The sequence below is a fragment of the Lentzea sp. HUAS12 genome, assembly GCF_024125735.1.
GTDB lineage: Bacteria > Actinomycetota > Actinomycetes > Mycobacteriales > Pseudonocardiaceae > Lentzea > Lentzea albida.
The window spans coordinates 1,011,412-1,029,560 of record NZ_CP099738.1 but is presented as its reverse complement, the minus strand read 5'-3'; the positions used below and the strand labels follow the sequence as shown (position 1 = coordinate 1,029,560).

At 71.4% G+C, this 18,149-nt stretch carries 15 protein-coding genes and 1 pseudogene; 4 read left to right on the top strand and 12 right to left on the bottom strand.

The window, feature by feature from the left end:
- Positions 1–367: 367 nt before the first annotated feature.
- The 4 genes and pseudogenes from ND450_RS04790 to ND450_RS04775 all read right to left on the bottom strand — a co-directional run.
- Positions 368–781, bottom strand: a pseudogene (locus tag ND450_RS04790) (M15 family metallopeptidase); the annotation flags it as partial.
- Entirely contained in the window at positions 778–1,776 is a 999-nt protein-coding gene (locus ND450_RS04785; RefSeq protein WP_253324935.1) for a D-alanine--D-alanine ligase family protein, read from the bottom strand. The pseudogene ND450_RS04790 and the gene ND450_RS04785, both read right to left, overlap by 4 nt.
- Positions 1,773–2,735, bottom strand: a complete 963-nt coding sequence (locus tag ND450_RS04780) for a D-isomer specific 2-hydroxyacid dehydrogenase family protein (RefSeq protein ID WP_253324934.1) — start codon at positions 2,733–2,735, stop codon at positions 1,773–1,775. The genes ND450_RS04785 and ND450_RS04780 overlap by 4 nt, the downstream gene beginning before the upstream one ends.
- A 69-nt stretch (positions 2,736–2,804) precedes the next feature.
- Positions 2,805–3,443: a TetR/AcrR family transcriptional regulator gene (locus ND450_RS04775; protein ID WP_253324933.1), complete on the bottom strand. Its 639-nt coding sequence runs from the start codon at positions 3,441–3,443 to the stop codon at positions 2,805–2,807.
- A gap of 134 nt (positions 3,444–3,577) precedes the next feature.
- On the opposite strand from ND450_RS04775, the gene ND450_RS04770 reads away from it, so the two are divergent.
- Genes ND450_RS04770 through ND450_RS04760 form a run of 3 tightly spaced genes read left to right on the top strand, consistent with a single transcriptional unit; the run spans position 3,578 to position 7,046 of the window.
- Positions 3,578–4,381, top strand: a complete 804-nt coding sequence (locus tag ND450_RS04770; protein WP_089924655.1) for an SDR family NAD(P)-dependent oxidoreductase — start codon at positions 3,578–3,580, stop codon at positions 4,379–4,381.
- Between the two features lie 2 nt (positions 4,382–4,383).
- Positions 4,384–5,511 (top strand): DUF5938 domain-containing protein, encoded by a 1,128-nt coding sequence (locus ND450_RS04765; RefSeq protein WP_253324932.1) that lies wholly within the window; start codon positions 4,384–4,386, stop codon positions 5,509–5,511.
- Positions 5,511–7,046 (top strand): long-chain fatty acid--CoA ligase, encoded by a 1,536-nt coding sequence (locus tag ND450_RS04760; RefSeq protein WP_253324931.1) that lies wholly within the window; start codon positions 5,511–5,513, stop codon positions 7,044–7,046. The genes ND450_RS04765 and ND450_RS04760 overlap by 1 nt, the downstream gene beginning before the upstream one ends.
- A gap of 35 nt (positions 7,047–7,081) precedes the next feature.
- On the opposite strand, the gene ND450_RS04755 is transcribed toward ND450_RS04760, so the two are convergent.
- Positions 7,082–7,855, bottom strand: coding sequence for an SDR family oxidoreductase (locus ND450_RS04755; RefSeq protein WP_253324930.1), 774 nt, complete (start codon positions 7,853–7,855; stop codon positions 7,082–7,084).
- A gap of 82 nt (positions 7,856–7,937) precedes the next feature.
- Here ND450_RS04755 and ND450_RS04750 point away from each other — a divergent pair, with 82 nt between their 5' ends.
- The gene (locus tag ND450_RS04750; protein WP_253324929.1) at positions 7,938–8,546 is read left to right on the top strand and encodes a TetR/AcrR family transcriptional regulator; all 609 of its coding nucleotides are present in this window, start codon (positions 7,938–7,940) and stop codon (positions 8,544–8,546) included.
- Here ND450_RS04750 and ND450_RS04745 read toward each other — a convergent pair.
- The 7 genes from ND450_RS04745 to ND450_RS04715 all read right to left on the bottom strand — a co-directional run bounded on the left by ND450_RS04745 (position 8,543) and on the right by ND450_RS04715 (position 18,149).
- A complete protein-coding gene (locus tag ND450_RS04745; protein WP_253324928.1) occupies positions 8,543–11,551 on the bottom strand; it encodes a discoidin domain-containing protein in 3,009 nt (1,002 codons plus the stop codon). The two genes, ND450_RS04750 and ND450_RS04745, sit on opposite strands and share 4 nt — an antisense overlap.
- 24 nt (positions 11,552–11,575) lie before the next feature.
- Positions 11,576–12,733: a glycosyltransferase gene (locus ND450_RS04740; RefSeq protein ID WP_253324927.1), complete on the bottom strand. Its 1,158-nt coding sequence runs from the start codon at positions 12,731–12,733 to the stop codon at positions 11,576–11,578.
- Positions 12,734–13,124: 391 nt separating this feature from the next.
- Positions 13,125–13,892, bottom strand: coding sequence for a DinB family protein (locus tag ND450_RS04735; protein ID WP_253324926.1), 768 nt, complete (start codon positions 13,890–13,892; stop codon positions 13,125–13,127).
- A 127-nt stretch (positions 13,893–14,019) separates the two neighbouring features.
- A complete protein-coding gene (locus ND450_RS04730) occupies positions 14,020–15,099 on the bottom strand; it encodes an MSMEG_0565 family glycosyltransferase (RefSeq protein ID WP_253324925.1) in 1,080 nt (359 codons plus the stop codon).
- Positions 15,096–15,929: a carbon-nitrogen hydrolase family protein gene (locus tag ND450_RS04725; RefSeq protein WP_253324924.1), complete on the bottom strand. Its 834-nt coding sequence runs from the start codon at positions 15,927–15,929 to the stop codon at positions 15,096–15,098. The genes ND450_RS04730 and ND450_RS04725 overlap by 4 nt, the downstream gene beginning before the upstream one ends.
- A 4-nt stretch (positions 15,930–15,933) precedes the next feature.
- A complete protein-coding gene (locus ND450_RS04720; protein ID WP_253324923.1) occupies positions 15,934–16,773 on the bottom strand; it encodes a carbon-nitrogen hydrolase family protein in 840 nt (279 codons plus the stop codon).
- Positions 16,770–18,149, bottom strand: coding sequence for an MSMEG_0567/sll0787 family protein (locus ND450_RS04715; RefSeq protein ID WP_253324922.1), 1,380 nt, complete (start codon positions 18,147–18,149; stop codon positions 16,770–16,772). Before ND450_RS04715 ends, ND450_RS04720 begins: the two co-directional genes overlap by 4 nt.

Below are 18,149 nucleotides of genomic sequence, written 5' to 3'. Positions count from 1 at the left end.
ATCATCACGGCGATCACCGGTTGACTGCCCGCATGACCTCACCGCTGTCCCGGCGAACGCGGCGGCCCCCGATCCTCATCGGCGGCAAGGTGATCCCCGCCGAGCAGCGCCAGGGACCCGTCTTCAACGACGAGAACGGCTCCGAACGCGGCGGCATCGTCGCGGGCGCGTCGGAGGCCGGCCTCTCGCTCGACCACGCCAACGCGCAGGCGCTCACCCTCGCCACCCGCCGGCAGGGCGAGCACGGCGCGACCGCCCTGTTCTTCAAGGAGATGCCCGACCCGGGCCTGCCCGTCGAGCAGACGCGGCCGACGCCCACGAGGGTCGAGCTGGTCTGGTCGACGGCGGACGGCGCGGTGCTCGCGTGGCCGCCGCCCATCGGCACGAGCTCGTCAGTCGCCGAACAGTAGAGCGTGAGGTCGACGGTGCTGCCGCGGCTGTGCCCGGACCTGGCCGCCACGTACCCCAGGGAGAACATCTCGGCCCTGCTGATGCGCGGGTGGAACCGGGCCTTGGTCCGGGCGTCGTCGGGTTGCGCGGCCCAGCGCACGAAGCGGTCGACGGCGCGTTGCGGGCGGTAGCCGTCCCACAGCAGCAGGCCGAAGCCGAGCGACTCGGCCTTCTCCTGCGCCATTTCGAGGGCGTTCACCAGCGCGCGAGTGCCGGCGACGCGGTTGACCAGGTAGCCGTCGACGGGCTTGCCGGTGAAGTTGTCCCACGTGGCGTACTTGGCGTCCCAGCGGATCCCCGGCACGTCCACGAAAGCGAAGTCGGCGTTCACCTGAGCTTTCCCGTCAGCGCCAACGACACCAGCCGGTCGATCACGTCGGTCAAGGACAGCCCGGCGGCCGCCATCATCCTCGGGTAGCGGCTGTACGAGGTGAGACCCGGCATGGTGTTCACCTCGTTCAGCACCACCTCCCCCCGCGGTGTCAGGAACAGGTCGACCCGCGCCAGGCCCGAGCACCCCAGCGCCCGGTAGACGGTCTTCGCGGTCTCCCGGACGAGGTCGCGCGACTCCGCCGGAATGTCCGCGGGCACGATGAACGCCGAGTTCTCCGAACCGGTTTCGGGCGTCGCCTCCTGGTGGATCCGGAAGAACCCGTGGGTCAGCGCGACCCTGTCCAGTTCGCCGACGACGAGGTCGTCACCGTTGCCGAGCACCGCACAACCGATTTCGCTGCCCACCACGGCTTCCTCTACGAGGACCTTCGAGTCGTACTGGCGGGCCACCTCCAGGGCGACGCCGAGCTCGCCCTCCGCGGACACCTTCGTCACGCCGAACGACGACCCCGACCGGGCCGGTTTCACGAAGACCGGGTAAGCCGGGTCCGCCGGCGCTTCGGTCCAGAAGTTCGGTGTCGCGACCCCGGCACCGCGCGCGACGACGTAGGTGAGTGCCTTGTCCATGCACACCGCCGAACTCTGCACGTCGCAACCGATGTACGGGATGCCGCACAGCTCCAGCAGTCCCTGCACCGCGCCGTCCTCACCGAGCCTGCCGTGCAGCACGGGGAACACGACGTCCAGCTCGACCACCTCGAACCGGCCGCCTTCCAGGACGAGCAGCCCCTCCGGCGACAGCACGACCGGGCGGCCGTCCCCGGCGTCGGGCCCCGTGCACAGCCTCCAGTCGCCGCCGCGGGTGATCTTGATCCAGTACGGGTCGTACCTCGCGGTGTCGAGGTGCCGCGCGACCTCCCGCGCGGACTTCACCGACACGGGGTGTTCCTCGAAAGCCCCGCCGAAGATGATCCCGATCCTCACCTCGGTCATGCCGTCCCCCGGTTCTCGAAGCTCAAGCAGTTGATGAGCGTGTTCTCGACGACGTCGCTCAGCGCGTGGTCGGTGTAGTAGGCGGTGTGCGGGCTGACGACCACGTTCGGCATCTCCTGCAGCCGCCGCACGGGTTCGTCGTCGAATTTCCTTGCGCGGCAATCGGTGTAGAAGATCCCTTCCTCACCTTCGAGCACGTCCAGCGCCGCGCCGCCGAGCCTGCCGCTGTCCAGCGCCTCGACGAGTGCCTTGGTGTCGATGAGCGCACCGCGGCCGGTGTTGACGACGATCGCACCGCTCTTCATCGACCCGATGCGGTCGCGGTCGAGGAGGTGGTGCGTTCCCGCGTTCAACGGCGTGTGCAGCGTGACGACGTCGCTGACCCGCAGCAGTTCGTCCAGCGGCACGTAGTCGGCGGAGTTGCGCGGCCGGTTGTCGAACGCCAGCACGCCGCACCCGAAGCCGCGCAACCGGTCCAGGACCGCGACGCCGATCCGGCCGGTTCCGACCACGCCGATCGTCAGGTCGCGCAACTCCCTGCCGCGCACCGGGTTCAGCCGGTAGTCGTGCCGGTCGGCCCGCCGCAGCAACGACTTCATGCCGCGCACGGCCATGAGGATCAACATGACGGTGTAGTCGGCGACGCCGTCCGGCGAGTAGGCCGTGGTGCCGACGGTGATGCCGAGGCTCTCGGCGCACTCGACGTCGACGTGGTCGAAGCCCGCACTGCGGGTCGAGAGGTACCGCACGCCGACCTGGCTGAGCGCGACGAGCGCCGAGGCGGTCACAGGGGTTCCGTGGGCGACGCTGACGCACCGGTTGCCGGACGCCAGCCGGACGTTCGCCTCGGACACCGCCGCGCCGGTGATCGTCGGCGTCACCCCGCAGCGGGGCGCCCTGTCCCGGAACAGGGCGGCCTCGTCCTGCCCGCACCCGTAGATCGTGATGCCTGTTGCCATGCGCCCAGTCAAGGGAACACGGCGTTGCCGTCCCGTATCCGCTTTCGGATACGGGAACGACAGGGGCTCTTACCCGGCGACGGTGACCATGAGGCTGATCGCCTCGGGCAGCTCGGCTCGCAGCCGCGCCACGGTCTCGGCGTTGCCCGAGAGGTGGTGCAGCAGGGCGCGCTGGAAGATGCCGTCGAGCGTCACGTAGATCATGGACGCCGAGGCCGCGGGCGTGCCGCCGAGCAGTTCGGCGTAGCGGTGGACCACGCGCCACACCATGGCCTCGCGGTGGCCGTCGATCTCCAGCACGGCGGCGCGGAACGACGCGTCGAACAGGCTCTGGTTGCGCAGGTCGTACCAGAGGCGGTGCAGCGTCGCGTCCTGCTCCAGGGTCTCGAAGAACATCGCGACGAACTCGTCGCGCAGCTGCTCGGCGGACTTCGCACGGGCCACGACCTCGTCGTAGCGCGTCACGCAGACCACCTCGTACTGGCGGACCGCCTCGGTGATCAGGTCGCGCTTGTCCTCGAAGTAGTAGTGCAGGACTCCGTGGGAGAACTCGGAGTTCTGCGCGATCTCCCGCAGGCTCGTCCGCGCGTACCCGAGCTCGGCCAGCGTGTGCAGCGTCGCCACGGCGAGCTCGGTCCGCCGGGCGTCGAACTTGTCGACCTGCCGGCGGGCGATGCGGTCCTGCTTGCGCGAAGCGACTTCTGTCACGCCTCGCAGCCTACCGCTCACTGCGACAAAGCTTGACCACCCGTCCAAAAAATCTTGGACAGTCGTCAAGGAAAAACTTGACGACTGTCAAGGAATAGCTAGTGTGTGAGCCATCTCACCGAGGAGGCGACTCAATGACGAGTTATCAGCTGACAGGCCGGAAAGCGCTGGTCACCGGGGGTGCGCGAGGTCTGGGCGCGGGCATGGCCGCGGCTCTCGCGGCCGCCGGGGCGTCGGTTCTGATCGGTGACGTCCTGGAGGACGAGGGCAAGCAGACCGCCCAAGCCCTGCGCGACTCGGGTGCCACAGCGGAGTTCGTGCCGCTGGACGTCACCGACGACGAGAGCTGGGCCTCCGCGGTGAGCACGGCGGTCGACGCGATCGGCGGGCTCGACATCCTCGTGAACAACGCGGGCATCGAGATCACCAGCCTGATCACCGAGCTCGTCCCCGCCGACGTCCGCAAGATGCTCGACGTCAACGTGCTGGGCACCGCGCTCGGCCTGAAGCACGGCCTGCGGGCGATGCGTCCCGGCGGTGCGGCGGGCAACGGCGGCTCGATCATCAGCATCGCGTCGGTCGCGGCGACCATCGCCTTCCCCGGGATCAGCGTCTACTCGGCGACCAAGTCCGCCATCGACCGGCTGACCAGGGTCGCGGCGGCGGAGTCGGGCAAGCTCGGCTACGGCGTGCGCGTCAACTGCATCTACCCCGGCCTCACGCCCACCACGATGGGCAACCAGCTGGCCGTCGACTGCGCCGAGCTGGGCCTGTTCCCCTCGGTCGAGGCCGCCGTCGGCGCGGTCGTGGAGCTCACGCCGCTCGGCCGGCTCGGGCAGGTCGACGACATGGCGGACGCGGTGGTGTTCCTCGCGTCGGACGCCTCGAAGTTCATCTCCGGAGCGGGGCTTCCGGTCGACGGCGGAATGGGGATGTGACAGTGCCTACGGACAAGCCTGTTGTCGTATACGGAGCCTCCGGCTACACCGGCCGCCTGATCTGCGAGTACCTGCGCGAGTACGGGATCCCGTTCCTCGCCGTCGGCCGTGACGGCAAGAGGGTCAAGGAAGCCGTCGACGCGGTGCCCGGCATCGAGACGGTCTCCTACGACGTCGTGGAGGTCGAGCACTCGGAGGAGGCGCTCACCGAGGCGTTCACCGGCGCCAGGGTCGTGCTCAACACCGTGGGCCCGTTCTCCCGCTACGGCCACGAGGCGGTGAAGGCGAGCCTGAACGTCGGCGCGCACTACACCGACACCAACGGCGAGCAGGACTGGATGATCGACGCCGACGCGCGGTACGGCGCCGCGTTCGCGAAGGAAGGCCTGCTGCTCTCCCCCGGCATCGCGCAGATGTACACGGTCGGCGAGATCGCCGCGCAGATCTGCCTGGAGCAGCCCGGACTGGACACACTGGACATCGGGGTGTTCTGGAAGGGCTATCCGACGGTCGCCTCCACGAACACGATCCTCACGAACGCGGCGTTCGCGAAGGCCTACTACCTGGAGCAGAACGAGTACGTGGAATGGCCGCCGGACGCGGGCCTCTACGAGCTCGTCGTGCCCGGCCAGCACGAGCTGGGCCTCGCGCTGCCGTGGGGCGGGACGGCGCACCCCGTGTGGTTCAAGAAGGATCCGCGCGTCGCGTCGGTGCGGGCGCTCGGCGGCGTGTTCAACCGGCCGTTGATGCTCGGCGTGCCACAGATCGTCACGGCCGCGCTCGCCGAGATGGAGGGCAAGACGGACGAGGAGAAGTACCAGATCGTCGACGCGTTCTCGGCCCAGGTGCGCAGCGAGATGCCGCCGCGCGAGAACCCGCGGATCAACATCTCCCTCGACTCCGTGCACGCGTCGGGCCCGCTGGGCCGTGCGTCCTGCGTGATCCACGGCAACTGCAACTACAAGCAGACGGCGTTGCTGAACGTGCACGCCGCCGTGCACCTGTTGCAGGACGCGCCCCGCCGCGTCGGGTTCGCCTCGGGCTGCCAGGCGTTCGGGCACCGGGAGCTGCTGGGCGCGCTGCGCTCGTTCGGTCTGGTCCTCGACCCGATCGTAGAAGTGCACCGCTGATGCGTCTCAGCGACTACCTCGACAAGGGCGCGTCGCTCGGCGGCGACGCGCCCTGTCTCACCTTCGACGGCGTCTCCCACAGCTACGCCGAGGTCCAGCGGCGCTCCTCGCTCGTCGCGGGGGCGTTGCAGGACAGCGGGATCGCCGTGGGAGACCGGGTCGCGGTGCTGTCCGCGAACGACCCGCTGGCGCTCACCTGCGTGTTCGCCATCTCCCGCGCCGGGGCGGTGTGGTGCCCGGTCAACCCCCGCAACGAGGCGGCGGAGAACCGGGAGCTGCTCGACCTGTTCGGGTGCCGGTGCCTGTTCTTCCAGGCGAAGTTCGCGCCGCTGGTCGAGCGCATCCGCGGCGACCTGCCCGCGCTCACCACGCTGGTGTGCCTGGACGGCGAGGTGGAGGGCGCCGTCACCTTCACCGACTGGCTGTCGCGGCACGGACGCGAGCCGGAGCCGGTCGAGGTGTCCGACGACGACCTCTGCGTGCTGGCGGGCACGGGCGGCACGACCGGGCGCCCCAAGGGCGTGCGACTGACCGGGCACAACCTGGAGACCGCGACCGCCCTGACCCTGATGGGGTACCCGATCGGCCACCGGCCCCGCTACCTGGCGCTGGCGCCGCTCACGCACACGGCGGGCGTGCTCACGTTCCCGATCATGTCGCGGGGCGGCGAGACGGTGATCATGCCGGCACCGGACCTCGGCGAGTTCCTGCGGCTGATCGAGCACCACCGGATCACGCACGCGTTCCTGCCGCCGACCGTGATCTACGGCCTGCTCGACCACCCCGCACTCGACTCGACGGACCTGAGTTCGCTGCAATGCCTCTGGTACGGCGCGGCGCCGATGTCCCCGGTGCGGCTGACGGAGGCGTTGCAGCGGATCGGGCCGGTGATGGGCCAGCTGTTCGGGCAGACCGAGGCCCCGAACATGATCGCCACCCTGTCCCCCGCCGACCACTTCCGGCCCGACGGCTCGATCGCGACCGAACGCCTGTCCTCGGCGGGGCGGCCGACGCCGTTCACGCAGGTCGCGATCATGGGTCCGGACGGGGAGCTGATGCCGGTGGGCGAACGCGGCGAGATCGTCGTGCGCGGGCCACTGGTGATGGCCGGCTACCACGAGAACCCGGCGGCCACGGCCGAGGTGAGCGCGCACGGCTGGCACCACACCGGCGACATCGGGTACCTCGACGCGGACAACTTCCTGTTCATCGTCGACCGCGCCAAGGACATGATCATCACGGGCGGCTTCAACGTGTACTCGGCCGAGGTCGAGCAGGCGTTGCAGGCGCACCCGGCGGTGCAGGACAGCGCGGTGGTCGGCCGGCCCGACCCGAAGTGGGGAGAGCGGGTGACCGCCGTGGTGCAGCTGCGGGCCGCCGGGCACACCGACCCGGCCGCGCTGATCGCGTTCGTCAAGGAGAGGCTGGGTGGGGTGAAGGCGCCGAAGCAGGTGGAGATCTGGCCGGACCTGCCCCGGTCCAAGGTGGGCAAGGTGTTGAAGGCGGAGATCCGGGAGCGGCTCAACGCCGGCTGAGGCGGGAGTGCCGGGGCTGAGCTCGTGACAACGGCTCAGCCCTGACGCTCGCTCACCCCCCCGGAACCGACGCGGGCCTCCAGGTCGGCGAGGTGCTCCTCGAACGTGCGAGGCGCCTCGGTGAACGGCCCCTCCGGCAGCAGAGCCCCGCCGGTCATCGCCCTGCCGACCCGCCCGGGCAGCTTCACCGGGATCAGCACCTTCCGGTCTCCCCGAGCCCGCGCGACGAGCTTCGCCATCTCCTCCATCCGCCACTCCGCGGGTCCGGCGATCGGCCGCACCAGCCCGCCGGGCCGCCGCGCCAGTTCGACGAGCCTCGCCGCCACGTCGACGGTCGCGACCGGGCGGCACAGCATCTTCGGCACCACGACGAACGGCCCGCGCCCGTCGAGCAACGGCTCGGCGAACTCGTGGAACTGGGTGGCGCGCAGGATCGTCCACGGCAGCGGACCGCCGCCGACCAGCTCCTCCTGCTTCCGCTTGCCCTTGTAGTAGCCCGTGTCGACCTTGTCTAGGCCCACGATCGACAAGGCGACGAGGTGGCCGACGCCGGCCCGCACGCCCGCGTCCAGCAGGTTCCGCGTGACCGTGCCGAAGAACTCGACCGCGGCCTTCTCCCGCAACGCCACGCGGTTGCTGACGTCGATGATCGCGTCGCACCCCTTCAGCCGCTCCACGAGACCGGCCCCGGTGGTGAGGTCCACCCCGGCCGACCGGGACAGGACCACGGCGTCCTGACCGGTCCGTTCCAGCTCCGCCACCACGTGCCTGCCGACGGCACCCGTTCCTCCGGCCACTGCCACGCGCATCGCCGCTCTCCTCTCCTGACGTCGTCATCAGGTGGACGAGGGAGCGCTGCGCTTTGTGACAGGCCCGGTAGCGTTCGGAGTCGTGGAACCTGTCGCGCTGCCGCTGGGCCGTCCTCGCGAGGAGCGGGCCGACGCCGCGCGCAACCGCGCCCACCTGATCGAGGTCGCGCGGGAGATGGTCGCGGAGCTCGGCGCCGACAAGGTCACGATGGACGGCCTCGCCGAACGCGCCGGGCTCGGCAAGGGCACCGTGTTCCGGCGGTTCCGCACCCGTGCGGGCATCTTCCTCGCGTTGCTCGACGAGGAGGAGACGCGTTTCCAGGAGCTGTTGCTGAGCGGGCCGCCGCCACTCGGGCCGGGGGCGCCCGCGGCCGAGCGGCTGGTCGCGTTCGGACGGGCGCGGATCGAGTTCCTCGTCCGGCACACCGTGCTGGCCCGTGCGTCCTTCGACCCCGGCCAGCCGGTTCCCGCCGGGGACAGCCCTTCGCGGTTCCACGTGCAGATGCTGCTGAGCGAGGCCTGCCCCGCCGACGCGGCGAGCGGCGCGCTGGCGGTGCAGCTGGTGGCGGCGCTGGAGGGTCCGATCCTGTTCTACCTGCGCGGCCAGGACGAGAACGCGCTCGACCAGAGGTCCGTGGTGACAGATCTGATCACCGGCTGGACCGTGCTGGTCGAGCGCGTCTGCGGTTAGTTCCTGGCGCGCACCGTGAAGCGGTCGATCGTCAGCGCGCCCGCGTCCAGGCGCAGGCCGAGACCCGGTTCCCAGCCCGCGACCACCGCCGGGTCCACGACGGCACCGATCGGCGCGGAGCGCAGCAACGTCCACCTGGTGCCGTGCTGCTGCCAGCTGGTCAGCTGACCGCCCTCGAGCACGACGGCGAGCCGGTCGCCCGCCGCCCAGTTCAGGGTCGCGCAGCAGCCGCCGGTGGCCTCGTCGCCGCGCCGGACGCCGCCCACCGTCACGTCGACCCCCGAGGCCTTGCCCGCGTTGTTGAACCAGGCCAGGGCGAAGTCCCGGTTGCCGGCGGTCTGCCCGAGAAACAGGCTGTCCTCGGGCGCCGACCCCGCGAACGACCGGGGTTCGACGACCACGGCGGTCCCGCGCGCGTCCCCGGCCACCGGCGCGGCCAGCACCGCGCCGGCGCGCGACCCGGCGCTCGCCGTCAGCACCCCGTTCGCCACCCTCAACGCCGGTGCCGGCTCACCGAACGGGCCGTCCACCCGGTAGCCGCGGTCGGTGTCGAACGTGTCGTCCCACAGCACCCTGCCGTAGTCGGCGGGATCGAACACGGTCTGCGCCGACCCGACCGCGGAGCTCGTACCGCTTTCACCGGAAGCCGTTGCCAGCACCCGGATCGGCGCCCGCTCACCCAGCCGCAGTCCGGGTGCCGTGACGCGCCACCGGGTCACCAGGCTCTGGCCCGAGGCGAGCTGTGCCGTGTACGCCGGCGTGAGCGGCGTGGCCGTCCAGCCCGGCGGCACGGCGAGCGCGGCCTGGACCCCGCGCAGGAGTCGTTGTGCCGTCAGGGTCGTGGTCGTCTCGACCGCGCCGCCGCGGATCGCGAGGTCGTCCGGCACGACGGCGGTCAATCCAGCGACCGGTGACCGCCACGACGAGATCGCGGTGATGCCCACGGCCCCGCCGTCCGCCCGGCGCGGCAGGATCCGCACGCGGGACGTGGTCAGCGCCGGCTGCACCAGGACGCGGTTCACCTGGCGGGCCACCGGTTGCGCGGGACTTCGTTGCTGACCGGGCATGTCACGCCATTGGCCGTCCCAGTACTGGAGGTCGAACGCCGTCGGCACGCGCACACCTCCGCCGTCGTCGTAGAACGCCACCCGCAGATCGGAGATCGTCGTCGGCGCGCCGAGGTCGACCTCCAGCCAGTCGGCCGCGTTCGGGCTGCCGTACGACGTCCAGCGCGTGCCGGGCACGTCGAGGTGGAAGTCCTGGCCGTCGATCGCCTTGGTGGGCGGGTCGGCGCTGTAGCTGTACGAGGCGCGGGCCGTGGGGAAACCGGCGCGGCTGACGTTCGCGAAGTCGTCGACCTGCTCCTGCAGGTCCGCACCGGTCCGCGCGGGGATCGCCAGGTTCACGGCCGTGAGCCCGGTCTGGGTGTGCTTGAGCGTGCCGTCGACCCAGACGCGCAGGCCGGCGCCCTTGCCGTACTTGCTGCCGTCCCTGTCCCACAGCACCGTGAGGTTGTGGCCGTGGTACGGCACGTTCTCGGCGGCGAAGTGGCTCCAGGAGCTCGGGGCCAGCGGCGCGATCCGCACGGTGTCGCCGAGCTGTGGCCGGATGCCGAGCAGTCCGGACAGGACGTTGTCGTTGAACGTCGAGTGGTTGTAGTCCTCGCTGTGGCCCTTGCCGTCGTAGATCCAGCGGTTCTCGTCGGGGTGGTGGGCCTCCGCGACGTACGGCTGGCCGTTCTTGCGCTGGGTCAGCGCGTAGCCGCGCAGCACGGACAGGTAGTCGTCGCGGTCGACGTAGGGCTGGGCCGGGTAGTCGATCAGCAGGTTCGCGAGCGCCGTCAGCGTCTGGCTGGTGGCGTACGGCCAGCTGGGACCGTTCCAGCGGCAGCACCCGTTGAGCGCGTCCTTCATGAACCACGGGCTGCGGCGTTCCGCGGTGGTCGGGCCGTACGCGGCCGCGAACCCCTGCGGGTCGGTGAGCTGCGCCCACGCCGCGCTGTTCGCCGCCGGGGGCATGTGGAAGTACCACGGCACGAAGCCGATCGACTCGCGGTCGGCGAGCTTCGCGCGGTTCGGGTTGTCGTCGCGCATGACGTGCTTGTAGAACTTGCCGGCGTCGTCCCAGAGCCACTTCTCCTGGTTGGCCTTGAGCGCGTCGGCGGCCTGGTCGTACTGACGTGCCGTGGTGGCGTCACCACGTGCCCGGTAGAGCTCGGCGATGGCCCGTGCGTCGCCGTACTGGTAGGCGTTCAGGGTCGGCCGGAAGCCGTCGCCGCCGTGGTAGGGGTCCGGGCTCTGGTAGGAGCTGGCCGTGTACTCCATCGCGTCCCACACCGGCGTCTGCCAGTACAGGCCGAGGTCCTGGTCGAACTGCGGCGACCAGCGCTGCCACTGCCGCACGAGCTCGGGCAGCCGATCGGTGGCGAAACCCTGGCGACCGTCGACCGCGGCGCGCGCGGCCACGGCGTCGGCGGCCCAGAACGAGTACTGGTGCGCCCAGTCCGTGGTGTTCTCGTTGAGGAAGTCGGTCGCGGGCTTCGGACCGGCGCCCGAGCCGCGCAGCCAGTAGTCGACGTAGTCGTCGAGGTAGCGGTGGTCGCGCAGCCAGCGGCCCTCGTAGACGTGGTGGCCCGCCGCGGCGACGATGCCACCGTTCGGTGCCGAGTAGCCGACCGGGCCGAGGAACTCGGACACGATCCAGCCGTCCTTCGGGCCGGTGTACTTGAGCGCCTCGCGGTAGGTGCGCCAGCGGTAGTAGTAGGTGTCGCGGATCTCGCGGTCGGGGAGGTCCACGAACGGGACGTTGGCCTCGTACCAGGCCGGCTCCGGGACGTTTCCCAGCAGCTCGGCGTGGTTGAGGAAGTTCGTGCCCGCGCCGACGGACGGGTAGAGGTCCGCCGCGAGCGCCTCCCGCTCCGTGACCGGGTCGAGGCCCGCCATCGCAGGCAGGGTCGTTGAGATCGTCAACGCCGCCACCACGAGCATCGTCATTGACACGCGCATGTGCTCATTGAACTGAGAGCGCTCTCAACGCGCAATACCCAACAAAGTCCGACACACCTCGACAGGACATCGAACATCCGCGATCGTCGCCGCCGCCCGAGCCGCCGAACGGGCGAACCCCGGCTCGTCGAGCACCCGCGTCACGGCGTCCCGCAGACCCTCCACAGTGGACGGACGGACCACGAGGCCGCTCCCCTGCCGCGCGACCCGGCAGGCCATCTCCCACTGGTCCCCACCGCCGGGCACCACCACGACGGGAACGGCGGCGCGCAACGCCTTGACGAGCATCCCGTGCCCGCCGCCGCACACCAGCACGGACGCCTGGCCGAGCAGCTCGTCCTGCTTGCCCGGCCCCGACCGCGCCCACCCGGGCAGCCCGGCCGGCGCGGGCGCGAAGGTCGACACCACGGCACGCAAATCCCGACCCTGCAACGCTTCCAGCGTCATCTCGGCCATCCCCCGCGCGCCGGTCCACGCCGTCGACGGAGCGATCACCACCAGCGGGGCGTCACCGGGCGGCGGCTCCAGCGTCTCCCGGCTCGCCTCCCACAGCAGCGGCCCGACGACGTGCGCGGCGCGCGGCCAGTCCGGACGCGGCACCTCCAGCGCGGGCAACGTGGCGATCAGCCGCGCCGCCGGGCCGGGCTCCTCGCCGGGAAGCCCGATCCGCCGCCGCACAACGTCGCGCTGCCGTGCGCCCTGCCGCAACGACCGCGCCGTCAACGCCCGCAGCACCGCGTCCCGCAGCCTGCCGCGCACGCCGGTTCCGGGCTCCAGCCCGCTGCCCATCGGCGGCAGCCACCTCGACGGCTCGTAGAGCGGGTGCGGCGACAGCTGAACCCAAGGCACCCCAACGAGTTCGGCGGCCATGCCCGCCCCCAGCGCGAGGACGTCGCACACCACCAGGTCGGGTTCCAGCGCGGTGAGGTGCGGGACGAGCGCCAACGCCAGCTCACCGGCCTGCTCGTGCAACGCGAGCCCGAGATCCGGCGCGTCCTTCAGGTCCCCCAGCGACAGACCGGTGACGCGCGAGGCCGCGATCCCCTCGGACCGGGCCGCCCCGACCCAGCGGTCGCCGGTCAGCAGGACCGGCGTGTCCCCGGCCTCCGCGAACCGCAGGCACAACGCGATGGCCGGCACCACATGGCCGGGATCTCCCCCGGAGACAACGACGACTCGCACGCACCAGATCCTCGCGCACGGCCTGATGATCCGCGTGCTGCAACTGGGCGTGGCCCGCGACTTCCGCCGCCTGCCAGCCGATCAGCCAGGGCTGATCAAGGACGGACGCGGTCCGTCGCGCAGCCGACGATGAGCATCGCCAGGACGGCTGCGAGCGCGTGGTCACCGCTCAGCGCACACGCGCCGGCGATTGTGATCCAGAGCACAAGCCTCATGGGTCGAGGTTAGGGACCGTACGACGATCGCCGCATCTCATTTGGGGAAGGCTTGATGGTCGCTTAAGCGAAACTGGAAGGACCGGCACCGGCCTGCCGCCCGTACGGTTCGACAGGCCGGTGCCGAGCCATCCGCATCTGCCGATGAGCGTGCGGTCATTCGCGGCTGCACCGAACTACTGCCGTGCAGGCACACCTGCCTCGAGCACCGCGAGGTCGCGCACCGCGTACCGGTGGTGCTCGGCTTCTTCCTTCAGCACAACCTTGAGGCAGCGGCGCACGACGTACTCCTGCTCGGGATACATGTCCGCTGGTTTGCGGCCGCACACCCGGTCGAGTTCGTCCGCGGTGAGCCCGTCGACGACACGCCGCATCGTGGCCATGCGGGCGAGCCGCGGCGCCAGCACCTCCTCCAGCGTCGGGGTGGCTTCGAGGGTGAGGCCCAGCTTCGCCGCCTCCTCCGGCGGTGTCCCCCCGGCGGGGAGGCCCAACGGGTGGTAGGGCGCTTCCTCCTCGAGCACGGCGTTGCCGAACCAGGCATCGCTGGCGAACAGCAGATGCCGTTGCGTCTCGACGAACGACCACTCGCCGTCGACTTGCTCGTGCAGCGCGGCCTCGGGCAACTGCCTCGCCCGGTCGAGCGTCGCGTCCCACAGGGTCTCGATGGCGTCCCACGCAGCCCGGTAGTCCTCGGGGGAAGCCGCCTCCCGCGCCAGCACCCGGGCGGGGTGCCGGCGGTCGAGCTCGGCCTCGACGTAGGCGGTCACGTCGACGTCGTTGACGACGAGGCGCTCGAAGAAGCCACCGAGGTAGACGTCGCTGCCGTAGCAGTCGACGATCTTCAGACCAGTCACCTCGCAATCGCGGATCTCGAGACCGTCGAGGTTGCTCAGGTGGATGCGAGCGCCGCGGAACTGGTCGCTCTGGACGTATTCGGAAACCATCGAGGCAGTCTCGCTCAGTCATCACGCCCGCACCAGGTTCGGCAGTGATCTGTTGCGGGCCCGCCGCGGAAGGTGCGGTGGCGCTGAGCGGTCGACCACGTGGCCGCGTCAGGCCACGCGAGCGGCTCTACCCGAGCAGGCCGCGGTAGAGGCGCACGTGGCTGGCGGCCGCCCTTTCCCAGCTGTAGCCGGCGGCGAGGGCACGTCCTGCTGCGGCGAGAGAACCGGGTTCGTCGAGCGCGGCGCGCAGCTGGGCGGCGAACCCGGCTGGGTCCGCGGCGAACCGGGCGGCATCGCCGAAGACCTCGCGCAGCACGGGCAGGTCGCGGGTGACCACGGGCACCCCGGCGGCGAGGGCTTCCATCGCGGCCAGGCCGAAGCCCTCCTTGGTGGACGGGAAGGCGAACACGCTTGCGGCGGCGACGAGGGACGGCAGTTCGTCGTGCTGGATCGGGCCGAGCACGACGGGTTCGACCTCGAGTTCGGCGGCGCGTGCGTCGAAGCGGGCCCGGTAGTCGCGGTAGTCGAACAAGGTCTCGCCGCCGGCCAGCACGAGACGGAGGTCCGGGTCGGATTCCCGCAGCAGCGCGTAGGCCTCCAGGAGGTCCAGCGTGCCCTTGCGCGGCTCGATGCCGCCGACGGCGAGCACGTAGCGGCCCAGGCGCGCACGCCATCGGCGCTGTCCGGAGGCGTCGTCGGCCGCGAGCGCGAACCGTTGCGAGTCCACGCCGTTGGGGATGACGTCGGCCTGGATTCCCCAGCCCTGCCTGAGTTCCTCTGCCACCGCCGCGGAGACGCAGACGTGGGCGAACGGTTCCCTGATCGCACGTTCGTGGCAGGCGATGAGCTCGGGAGTGGTGAAGTGGTCGATGTGGTGGACCGTGCGGACGCACCGCGACGTGGCGTTGGCGCTGATGCAGTCCTGGGCGTGGACGATGTCGTAGCCGGAGAGATCGAAGGCGGCGCGCAGGGTCTCGATGGAACGCAGGATGCGCGGACCGACGCCTTCTCCCTCAACATCGGGGAACGGCACGATCTCCTGCCGCACAGCGGGGTCGACAGGGCGGAAGAAGCCGCTGTCGCCGCCGCGGCCGAGCGTCCACACCGTCACGTCCTCGCCCGCCGCCGCCAGCGCTTCGGCGAGGGCGAGGGTGTGCACGACGCCGCCGCGGGGTTTGGTCGAGTAGCTCAGCAGCGCGATCTTCACGGGGTTCTCCGGTAGGCGGCCGGGTTGAGCTCGCCCAGGTGGTGCAGGACCCGGCGGGCGGTGGCGATCTCCGCGGCCACGTCGAGCTCCGCGACGGCGATGCCGGCCTTGCTCCAGGTGCGGGCGAGGACGTCGCCGCCGGGTCCGACGACCTTGGCCTGCCCCAGGAAGCGCATTCCGCCCATGGCGCCGGTCTGGTTCGACGAGACGAGCACGACCTGGTTCTCTGCGGCACGGGCCTGGTCGTAGAGGTCGAACAGGCGGGACTGGCGGTCCTGGGCCATGCGCGGCGCGCGGTTGGTGATGCTCGTCGGCCACGCGGACAGGCACGCCACGATCTCGGCGCCGTCGAGCGCCAGCGACCGCGCCGACTCCGGGAACGTCTTGTCGTAGTCGATCAACATGCCGAGCCGGCCGACCGGCGTGTCGAAGGCGGCGAACGTGTCCCCCGGCGAGTAGGCGATGGTCTCCCCCGGCGGCTGGTGCACCTTGCGGTGGTGCCCGAGCACCCCGTCCCCGGTCACGCACACCGCGGCGTTGTACCTGTCGCCGTCGGCCGCCTCGCAGTACCCGACGCAGACGACCATCTCGGCCGCCAGCGTCGCGATCTGCTTCACCAGCGGGCTGTCGCGTTCGAGAGCGGGCGGCAGCGCGTGCGGGTCCGGGTGGCGCAGGTCCGCGAGGTAGCCGCCGAGCGCCGCGTCCGGCAGCACCAGAAGGGAGACTCCCGAAGCGCGCGCGTGGTCGATGAGCGTGGTGATGCGCTGCAGGGCGAAGTCGAGGTCCCGCCCGAAATGCGCGGCAACGGCACCAATGCGGATCGCTCCCATCGGGTCAGTATCTCGCTGCCACGAGATCCTCGTACGCCTCGGGTCGCCGGTCTCGCAGATGGCCCATGGACCGCCGGGCCGTGTCCAGGGCCTGCCGGACGTCGAGCTCGGCGACCGCGACGCCCTCAGCCACACCCGTGTCGGCCACGATCTCGCCACCGGGGTCGACGACCTTGGCACTGGCCACGAACCGCAGGTCGCCGAACGTGCCGGACTGGTTGGCCGACAGCCACACGATCTGGTTCTCCAGCGCCCGCGCCCGGTCGAACAGGTCGAACCGGCGTTTCCACCGGTCCTGCGCGAGATCCGCGGCGGGGCTCGTCCGGCTGCCGGGCCAGGCCGACACGCACACCACGATCTCGGCACCGTCCAGCGCGAGCGACCGCGCCGACTCGGGGAAGGCCTTGTCGTAGCAGATCATCATGCCCAGCCGGCCGACCGGCGTGTCGAACGCGGCGAAGCCGTCGCCCGCCCGGTAGGTGGCGTCCTCGGACAACGGCTGGTGCACCTTGCGGTGGTTGCCGAGCACGCCGTCACCGTGGACGCACACCGCGCTGTTGTACCGGAACCCGTCCGCTTCCTCGCAGTACCCGGCGGTGACCACCATGTCGCCGGCGAGCGCGGCGAGCCTGCGGATCTCGGGCCCGTCGAGCGCGAGCGCCGGTGGTCCGTCCGCGTCCCCGTCGAGGTTGGCCAGGTATCCGCCCAGGCAGGCCTCGGGCAGCGCGAGCAGCCCGACCCCGTCGGCACGGGCGCGGTCGATCAGCCGCGAGATCCGCGCGAAGGCGGCTTCCAGGTCGCGGTCGAACGGCGCGGCCACCGCGGCCATGCGCAGCTTGCTCATGACGTCCCCAATCCCGTGACCCCGGCCGCGATGGCCGAGGTCTGTTCACCGTCGGGCCAGCGCAGCGTCACGCCGCCGCCTGCCACCAGCTCCCCGCACTCGGCACTCACCGCCGGGCTCTCCAGCGGGGCGCCACCGGGTTCGTCCGCCGTGAGCATCGCGAAGCCCGGGAAGCAGGTGAGCCAGTCCCCCACCGTCGCGCCGGACGGCCGGGGCACGTCGGCGACGGTGAGCACCGCCCCGCAGCCGCTCGACTCGGCGAGCATGCCGAGCGTTCCCACGACGCCCGCCATGGACACGTCCTTCGCGGCCGCGGGACGGGCCGTCGCGACCGATCCCAGCATCGTCCGCAGCTCGGGTGTGCGCCGCGAGGTCGTGGAGTCCCATTGCCTGCCCGCGTATCCCGGCCGCCAGCCGCCCGCGAGGTCCGCCGTGAGCCGCACCCGGTGGCCTGGCCGTCCGCCACCGCCGGGCACCGGCCGCGCCGTGCGGCCGAGCGCGGTGACCGACAGGGCGGCGGGCACGCCGAGCTGGGTGTGCCCGCCGAGCACCGGCACGTCGTAGGCCTGACTCGCCCGCCGCAACCCCGCCAGCACACGTGCCGCGAACGAGCGGTCGCGCGCTCCCAGTGCGTCCAGCAGGCCCACCGGTTCCGCGCCCATCGCGGCGAGGTCGTTGACGTTGACCAGCACCGAGCACCAGCCCGCCCAGTCGGGGTCGCGTTCGACCATCGACGGCAGGATCGCGTCGCACGCCGCGACCAGGTCGCTGCCCGGCACCGGCACGCCGTCGTCGCCGACGAAGCCGGGCACACCGGTGAGTCCGCCCAGCAGCGGCCCAAGATCGCTCTTGGTGGCCTGGGCCAGTGCGGCGATCCGGCCGATCGGCCACCGCATCAGCACGTGCGGGGTGCCGGCCACGGACACCGGCCGCACGGTCGTCCAGCCCAGGCGGGTGAACAGGGGCTCGTTGCGGGTCTGGACGGTGGCCTCGAAGCGGAGCACCCCGGCGTTCTCCGCGTACGCGCACGCCGCCCTGATCAGCGCCGCTCCGACCAGCCCGCGGCTCGCCGGAGCGACCACGAGCCTGCCGCCGAGCCACCAGCCGAGGTCGGTTCCCCCGGTCGCCGGGCAGAGCCGCACCCCGCCCAGGACCTCTCCCGCACCGTCACGGGCGACCAGCACGACGGTCCGCGGGTCGTCGTCACGATCGTCGCGGTCGTGTCCGGTGAACAGGCCTTGCTCGCGCACGAACACTTCGGTCCGCAACGCGTGGTAGGCCGCCGTGGTCACCGCGTCGCCGGCCCGCTCGATGCGGAACGCGGGCTGACGCGCGATGGTGGCCTGGTCGCCCAGGACCGCGAGGACGTCGATCAT

Bases quoted from the DNA above. Each gene is read 5' to 3' on its own strand.
- ND450_RS04785 (WP_253324935.1), bottom strand. From the start codon at position 1,776: ATGACCGAGGTGAGGATCGGGATCATCTTCGGCGGGGCTTTCGAGGAA.
- ND450_RS04780 (WP_253324934.1), bottom strand. From the start codon at position 2,735: ATGGCAACAGGCATCACGATCTACGGGTGCGGGCAGGACGAGGCCGCC.
- ND450_RS04770 (WP_089924655.1), top strand. From the start codon at position 3,578: ATGACGAGTTATCAGCTGACAGGCCGGAAAGCGCTGGTCACCGGGGGT.
- ND450_RS04760 (WP_253324931.1), top strand. From the start codon at position 5,511: ATGCGTCTCAGCGACTACCTCGACAAGGGCGCGTCGCTCGGCGGCGAC.
- ND450_RS04755 (WP_253324930.1), bottom strand. From the start codon at position 7,855: ATGCGCGTGGCAGTGGCCGGAGGAACGGGTGCCGTCGGCAGGCACGTG.
- ND450_RS04745 (WP_253324928.1), bottom strand. From the start codon at position 11,551: ATGCGCGTGTCAATGACGATGCTCGTGGTGGCGGCGTTGACGATCTCA.
- ND450_RS04735 (WP_253324926.1), bottom strand. From the start codon at position 13,892: ATGGTTTCCGAATACGTCCAGAGCGACCAGTTCCGCGGCGCTCGCATC.
- ND450_RS04725 (WP_253324924.1), bottom strand. From the start codon at position 15,929: ATGGGAGCGATCCGCATTGGTGCCGTTGCCGCGCATTTCGGGCGGGAC.
- ND450_RS04720 (WP_253324923.1), bottom strand. From the start codon at position 16,773: ATGAGCAAGCTGCGCATGGCCGCGGTGGCCGCGCCGTTCGACCGCGAC.
- ND450_RS04715 (WP_253324922.1), bottom strand. From the start codon at position 18,149: ATGATCGACGTCCTCGCGGTCCTGGGCGACCAGGCCACCATCGCGCGT.